The sequence below is a fragment of the Oscillibacter sp. CU971 genome (assembly GCF_905219725.1).
GTDB lineage: Bacteria > Bacillota > Clostridia > Oscillospirales > Oscillospiraceae > Oscillibacter.
Genome location: NZ_CAJMXG010000171.1, coordinates 1 through 6,600, shown reverse-complemented (window position 1 = coordinate 6,600; position 6,600 = coordinate 1). Strand labels below are relative to the sequence as shown.

Below are 6,600 nucleotides of genomic sequence, written 5' to 3'. Positions count from 1 at the left end.
GGCCCGGATCGCCCGACTGGAGGACAATCAAGCCGCCCGGGCGGCTTGATTGTCCTCCAGCCGGGCGATCCGGGCCTCTAGGGCCGTCAGGTCCCCGGAAAGGCTTTCGTCGCACAGGCGCAGAAGGCACAGCTCCGCATCCAAGCGGCGGTTGGCGCTGGCGTACAGCTCCGCCGAGGCCTTTTGCAGGGTGGAGGCCCGGTGCAGGAAGCGCCCGGCGGGCACGCCTTTTCCCAGGCGGTCCAGGGCGGCGGCGTCGTAGCCGCCGGAGAGCAGGGCCGCGCCGCCCTTGGGGGCGGTCTTTTGGAGGAGCAGATCCCTTGTGAGGGTGGACAGCTCCGAGAGCACCGCCCCCATGTCCTTGCCGCCCTTGTAGAGCTCGTCCAGCAGGAGGAGGGCCTCCTGGGCGTCCCGGCTCAAAATCAATTCCATCAGCCGGGCGGTCTGGAGGTTTCCCGCCAGCCCCAGCACGTCCAGCACCGCGGCGGCGTCAATGGTCCCTCCGGCGGCGGCGCACTGGTCCAAAAGGCTCAGCCCGTCCCGCAGGGCACCGTCCGCCAGGCGGCTTNAAAGCTCCGCCCCGTCGGGCCGGAGGTCGANGNGTTCCTGTTCCGCCACATAGCTCAGCCGCCGGGCCGCGTCCTCCGGCCGGATGCGCCGGAAGGAGAACCGCTGGCAGCGGGAGAGGATGGTGGCGGGGACCTTGTGAAGCTCCGTGGTGGCCAGGATGAACATCANGTGCTCCGGCGGCTCCTCCAGGATTTTCAGCAGCGCGTTGAAGGCGGCGGTGGAGAGCATGTGAACCTCGTCCACGATGTAAACCCGCTTTTTCACGTTGGCGGGGGAGTAGACCGCTTCGTCCCGGAGGGCCCGGACCTGGTCCACGCCGTTGTTGGAGGCGGCGTCCAGCTCCAAAACGTCCAGGAAGCCGCCGCTGTCGATGCCCACGCAGGAGGGACACTTGCCGCAGGGGTCTCCGTCCACGGGGGCCTCGCAGTTCACGGCCTTGGCGAGAATCTTGGCGCAGGTGGTTTTCCCGGTGCCCCGGGTGCCGGTGAAGAGGTAGGCATGGGAGGTTCGCCCCTCGGCCACCTGGCGGCGGAGAGTCTCGGTAATGTGTTCCTGGCCGATGACGTCGGCAAAGGCCTTGGNCCGCCACTTTCGATAGAGGGCCTGATACACGGGCCTGGTCCCCTCCTNCCTCNCAGCGGGGGCGCTCAAGCCNCCCGCCGGTTCTTCAAACCGCTAAGCCTTGGTATAAGGCTAAAGAAAAGGAAATCCTCCACACGCAGCTGCGGAGCCGGTTGCCTCGCGGCACATGAAACATTCCGCTTAATGCTGCTCGGTTNCCCGCCTGACATGGTTCGCAGAGCTTCATTGCGCGAGACCGGCTCCGCAGCTGCCTGCGGAGGACTGCCTTTGTATTCTACTATATTCTTTCCCAAATGGCAACAAAAAAATTTCCAATCTTCAAAAAAGGTCCCGCCGTTCTGAAAACGGCGNGACCACACTNATCGNTTCGGCTTACTTGTTGTCCACAGAGAACATATAGGCGATCAGCTCCACCATCTTGTTGGCGTAGCCGGTTTCGTTGTNGTACCAGGAGACGACCTTGACAAAGTTGTCGGTCAGGCTGAGGCCGGCCTTCTTGTCGAAGATGGAGGTGAGGGGGCAGCCCAGGAAGTCGCTGGAAACCACGTCCTCGTCGGTGTAGCCGAGGATGCCCTTCAGCTCGCCCTCGCTGGCTTCCTTCATGGCCTTGCAGATGTCCTCATAGCTGGCGGGCTTTTCCAGGCGGGCGGTCAGGTCCACCACGGACACGTCCAGGGTGGGAACGCGCATGGAGATGCCGGTCAGCTTGCCGTTCAGCTCGGGGATGACCTTGCCCACGGCCTTGGCCGCGCCGGTGGAGGAGGGGATGATGTTGCCGGTGGCCGCGCGGCCGCCCCGCCAGTCCTTCATGGAAGCGCCGTCCAGCAGCTTCTGGGTGGGGGTGACGGAGTGGACGGTGGTCATCAGGCCCTCGACGATGCCGAACTTCTCATTCAGAACCTTGGCGATGGGGGCCAGGCAGTTGGTGGTGCAGGAGGCGTTGGAGACATAGGTCATGTCGGAGGTGTACTTTTTATTGTTCACGCCCATGACAAACATCGGGGTGTCGTCTTTGGAGGGGGCGCCCATGATGACATGCTTGGCTCCGGCCTTGATGTGGCCCTCGCACTTGCTCTTTTCCAGGTGCTGGCCGGTGCACTCGCAGATATACTCCGCGCCGACGGTGCTCCAGGGAATGTCGGAAACTTCCTTGGCGGTGAAGACCTTGAACTCCTTGCCGTCCACCACCAGGGCGTCGGCGGTGTAGGAGACCTCGCCGGGGAACTTGCCGTGCACGCTGTCATACTTCAGCATGTAGGCCATATACTCGGGGTTCATGAAGGGGTCGTTCAGGCCGACGACCTCGACGTCGTCGCGCTTCAGGGCGGCGCGGAACACGATGCGGCCGATGCGGCCAAAACCATTGATGCCGATTTTCGCTTTCATAATACAGGAACTCCTTTCGAATTTTGGGTACAAATTGTACCGGAATGCCATATAAACGATTGCGTAAACGATTTGTTTGGGTGTTTTCCAGAAGTAATAGTATCACAGCGTGAAGTTTTTGGCAATCATCATTTCAAACAACAATTTGAAAGGGCCGTTGTGAATTTTTGATAATAAAGCATCTCTTTTCCAAACCGCTTGAAACGACTGGCATTGCTTCCCTGGAAAAGGATTCCCAAAGGAGCGGGGATTATGCGGCGCGGATGGGAAGAGGCGCAAATTACTTGGTGATTCCGACCGAAAAAGAGGGCTGCATTTGGCTGAAGTGTGAAAAAGCAAAAATAGGTTGACCTTTTCGAAAAAAGACTTGCCGCCGGAGGAAAGATATGTTATTCTTATAAAAGAATAACGAGGAGGAGGGCCTTTTATGCGACGGCGGATTCCGCGCTGTGTAGTGTCCTTCCACACCACTGCCGGAGCCATGGCCGCGGAGCGCCTCTGCCGCCGGGAGGGGCTGGAGGGAAAGCTGATCTCCGTTCCCCGGAGCGTTACCTCCGACTGCGGGCTGGCCTGGTCCGCCCCGCCGGAGCTGCGGGAGATTCTGGAGCGCCGCTTCCGGGAGGCGGNCATCGAGGCAGCGGGCTTCCATGCGCTGACCCTTTGATGGGTCCTTTTTCCGAAAAGCGTTATTCTAAAGAAAGAATAGCAGATTGAGGAGGAACTTTATGAAAGAAAACACCTTTGCCCGCCGCTATGGCCTGATGATCCTGGCTGGGGGCGTGGTGGGCGCGGCGGCGCTGATCTTGACCGCCGCCGGGAACCCCAAGAACATGGGCTTTTGCATCGCCTGTTTTGAGCGGGACATCGCCGGCGCCCTGGGCCTCCACGGCGCGGGGAAGGTTCAGTATCTCCGCCCGGAGATTCCCGGCATCGTCCTGGGGGCCATGCTCTCGGCCCTGTCCTTCCGGGAGTTCAAGGCCCGGGCGGGGTCCTGCCCCGCCAGCCGCTTTGTGCTGGGGCTGTTTGTGATGATTGGCGCGNNGGCCTTCCTGGGCTGCCCCCTGCGGATGGTCATCCGCCTGGGCGGCGGGGACCTGACCGCCGTGGCGGGCCTGCTGGGCTTTCTGGCGGGCATTTTGGTGGGCGTGGCCTTTTTGAAAAAGGGCTTTTCCCTGGGCCGGGCCTATCCGGTGAAGCGGGGAGAGGGGCTGATTCTGCCCGCCGTGATGGCGGGCCTGCTGGCCCTGCTTCTCCTGGCCCCGGGGCTTTTGAAGTTCTCTGAGGAGGGGCCGGGGTCCATGCGGGCCTTCTGGCTGATTTCCCTGGCCGCCGGGCTGGCGGTGGGCTTTTTCGCCCAGAGGAGCCGCCTGTGCATGGCGGGAGGGCTCCGGGATGTCTTTTTGCTCCGGGATTTCACCCTTCTGGCGGGTTTCCTGGCGATTTGGGCCACCGTCACCGTGGGAAATCTCATTCTTGGGAATTATAACCTCTCCATGCTCTCTCAGCCCGTGGCCCACAGCCAGCACCTCTGGTCTTTCCTGGGCATGGCCCTGGCGGGCTGGGGCTCCATCCTGCTGGGGGGCTGCCCTCTGCGGCAGCTGATTTTGGCGGGCGAGGGCAGCGGCGACGCCGCCGTGACGGTNCTGGGCATGGTGGCGGGAGCGGCGGCCGCCCACAACTTCGGCCTGGCGGGGAATCCCGACAGCGCGGCGGACGGCGTGTACCAGGTGGGCGNCATTGGGACGGCGGGCATGATCGCCGTCGTCATCGGTTTCGCGGTTCTGCTGGCAGTGAGCCTGCTTCATCTTCCCGGAAAGGAGGAAGCGTGATGGTCGACGCGAGAGGGCAGTCCTGCCCCATTCCGGTGGTCATGACCCGGAAGGCCCTGGAAAAGGAAAAGCCCGCCCGGCTGGAGGTCCTGGTGGACGCCCAGGTGGCGGTGGAGAACGTCACCCGCTGCGCCCGTTCCCTGGGCTACCAGGTGACGGCGGAGCCCCAGGGGACGGATTTCAAGCTGATCCTGAGCAAATAGCGGAAAAGGCGGCGCCNGGCGNGGCGCCGCNTTTCTCGCTTGACGGGGGCGCATCAAAAGCGGTATAATAAAAATGTAAAACCATATCGGAGGCGGGGAAATGGGCTGCAAGAAGAGCTATGCCCTGCCGCGGATTGCCTGTCTGATTGGCGTGCGCCTCCTGGTTCCGCCCCCGCTGCGGCGATCTCATCTGGCAACGCGCCTCGCGTTCCAATTTTTAAGGAGGTCCCCTCCATGCCTTACACGAAAGACAAAAAGCGCGTCCTCCTCATCGGAACCGGCGGCACCATCGCCTCGGAGGTGACGGAGGGAGGCCTGGCTCNGGAGCTGACCACGGAGCAGCTTCTGCGCCACGTTCCCGGCATTTCGGATATCTGCGCCGTGGCCTGCCTCCAGCTTTTAAACCTGGACAGCACCAACATCGGCCNNGGCCACTGGCTCCAAATGGCCNGGTGCCTCCGGGAACACTACGGCCGTTACGACGGCTTTGTCCTCACCCACGGTACGGACACCATGGCCTACACGGCGGCGGCCCTGAGCTATTTGATCCAGGGAAGCCCCAAGCCCATCGTCCTCACCGGCGCGCAGAGGCCCATCGGCTTCGACTCCACGGACTCCAAGACCAACCTGACGGACGCGGTCCGCTGCGCGTCGGAGGACCTTCCCGGGATCTCCATTGTCTTCGACGGGAAGGTCATTCCCGGCACCCGGGCCAGGAAGACCCGGTCCAAGAGCTTCCAGGCCTTTTCCAGCATCAACTACCCCTATCTCGGCANCCTCCGGGACGGGGTGCTCCTGCGCTATATCCGCCAGGACTGCGGAGCCTATCCCGTGTTCTATGACACGCTGAACACCCGGGTNGCCCTGTTAAAGCNCCTTCCCGGCATGGACCGGGGGGCGGCGGACTTCCTTCTGGAGCGAAACGACGGACTGATCATCGAGAGCTTCGGCGTGGGGGGCCTGCCTGAGTCCGGGGGATTCTACCACTGTGTGGACGAAGCCCTGGCGGCGGGGAAGACCCTGGTCANCACCACCCAGGTGGAGAACGAGGGCAGCGACGTGGGAGTCTACCATGTGGGACATGCCCTGAAAAACAAGCTGGGGGNGCTCGAGGCCTATGACATGACCACCGAGGCCGTGGCGGCCAAGCTGATGTGGATTCTGGGCCAGACCCGGGAGCGCAGAGAGGTGGAGCGCCTCTTCTACACGCCGGTGGCCCGGGACATCCTCTGGCCGGTGGAGTGAGGAGCTTCCTGGAAACGAAAAAATCCCCGCTTTCCTTTTTGGACGGCCTGTGATACAATCTTCTTATTAAAACGCACAGCCCCGCCGGGGAGAAAGGAGTCCCGCCATGGCCCCAGCAAACCCCGACCCCGTTTTCTCCCGCATTCGCGCCGCCGCGGCCCGGGGAGCCCTCTCCCACGCCCTGCTCTTCACCGGGCCGGGGGACCGGCTGGCCGCGGCCCGGTTCGCCGCCTCCGCCTTTCAGTGCGTGGGGCCGGAACAGGACCGCCCCTGCGGCGTGTGCCNCGCCTGCCGGAAGGTCCGGGAGGATATCCACCCCGACGTGTCTGCCGTCCGGGACGAGGAGCACAAATTCATCGCCGTGGACGTGGTCCGGGAGGTCCGCAGGGACGCCTACATCCGCCCCAACGAGGGGGAGCGGAAGGTCTACCTTTTCCCGGACTGCGCCCTCTTGACGGAGCAGGACCAGAACGTCCTTCTCAAGCTGGTGGAGGAGGGGCCGCCCTATGCCGCTTTCGTCTTTTGCGCGGAGAATCCGGCGGCGGTGCTCCAGACCCTGCGATCCCGCTGCGTGGAGCTGAAGCTCCAGCCCAAGGCCCCGCAGGGCCGGGAGGAGGACGGGGAGGGCGAGGCCCTATGCCGCTGCCTGCTGAGGCGCAAGCGGGGAAGCGCCGCGGAGCTGGCGGTCCGGCTGGAGAAAAAGAAGCTGAGCCGGGAGAATTTGAGCGCCCTGCTGGAGCGGAGCGAGGCCCTGCTCTCCCAGGCCCTGGTCCTGACCTACGGCG

The 6,600-nt window shown here is 63.4% G+C and carries 7 protein-coding genes and 1 other RNA gene; 5 read left to right on the top strand and 3 right to left on the bottom strand.

Annotated features, from left to right (window positions below; all coding sequences use genetic code 11):
* Window positions 1–27: 27 nt before the first annotated feature.
* The 3 genes from dnaX to gap all read right to left on the bottom strand — a co-directional run bounded on the left by dnaX (window position 28) and on the right by gap (window position 2,538).
* The gene (gene dnaX / locus JX325_RS11380) at window positions 28–1,182 is read right to left on the bottom strand and encodes a DNA polymerase III subunit gamma/tau (RefSeq protein ID WP_243414055.1); all 1,155 of its coding nucleotides are present in this window, start codon (window positions 1,180–1,182) and stop codon (window positions 28–30) included.
* Window positions 1,183–1,294: 112 nt separating this feature from the next.
* Window positions 1,295–1,394, bottom strand: an RNA gene (ffs, locus tag JX325_RS11375) — signal recognition particle sRNA small type.
* A gap of 130 nt (window positions 1,395–1,524) precedes the next feature.
* Entirely contained in the window at window positions 1,525–2,538 is a 1,014-nt protein-coding gene (gap, locus tag JX325_RS11370) for a type I glyceraldehyde-3-phosphate dehydrogenase (protein ID WP_204791240.1), read from the bottom strand.
* Window positions 2,539–2,965: 427 nt separating this feature from the next.
* On the opposite strand from gap, the gene JX325_RS11365 reads away from it, so the two are divergent.
* The 5 genes from JX325_RS11365 to JX325_RS11345 all read left to right on the top strand — a co-directional run.
* A complete protein-coding gene (locus tag JX325_RS11365; protein WP_204791239.1) occupies window positions 2,966–3,202 on the top strand; it encodes a DUF3343 domain-containing protein in 237 nt (78 codons plus the stop codon).
* Window positions 3,203–3,263: 61 nt separating this feature from the next.
* On the top strand, window positions 3,264–4,367 hold the full coding sequence (gene yedE, locus JX325_RS11360; protein ID WP_204791238.1) for a YedE family putative selenium transporter: 1,104 nt from the start codon (window positions 3,264–3,266) through the stop codon (window positions 4,365–4,367).
* Window positions 4,367–4,570, top strand: a complete 204-nt coding sequence (locus tag JX325_RS11355) for a sulfurtransferase TusA family protein (protein ID WP_204791237.1) — start codon at window positions 4,367–4,369, stop codon at window positions 4,568–4,570. The genes yedE and JX325_RS11355 overlap by 1 nt, the downstream gene beginning before the upstream one ends.
* A 234-nt stretch (window positions 4,571–4,804) precedes the next feature.
* Entirely contained in the window at window positions 4,805–5,815 is a 1,011-nt protein-coding gene (locus JX325_RS11350) for an asparaginase (RefSeq protein ID WP_204791236.1), read from the top strand.
* 106 nt (window positions 5,816–5,921) lie between these two features.
* On the top strand, window positions 5,922–6,600 hold a 679-nt coding region (locus JX325_RS11345), incomplete at its 3' end, for a DNA polymerase III subunit delta' (RefSeq protein ID WP_204791235.1).

Bases quoted from the DNA above. Each gene is read 5' to 3' on its own strand.
- JX325_RS11355 (WP_204791237.1), top strand. From the start codon at position 4,367: ATGGTCGACGCGAGAGGGCAGTCCTGCCCCATTCCGGTGGTCATGACC.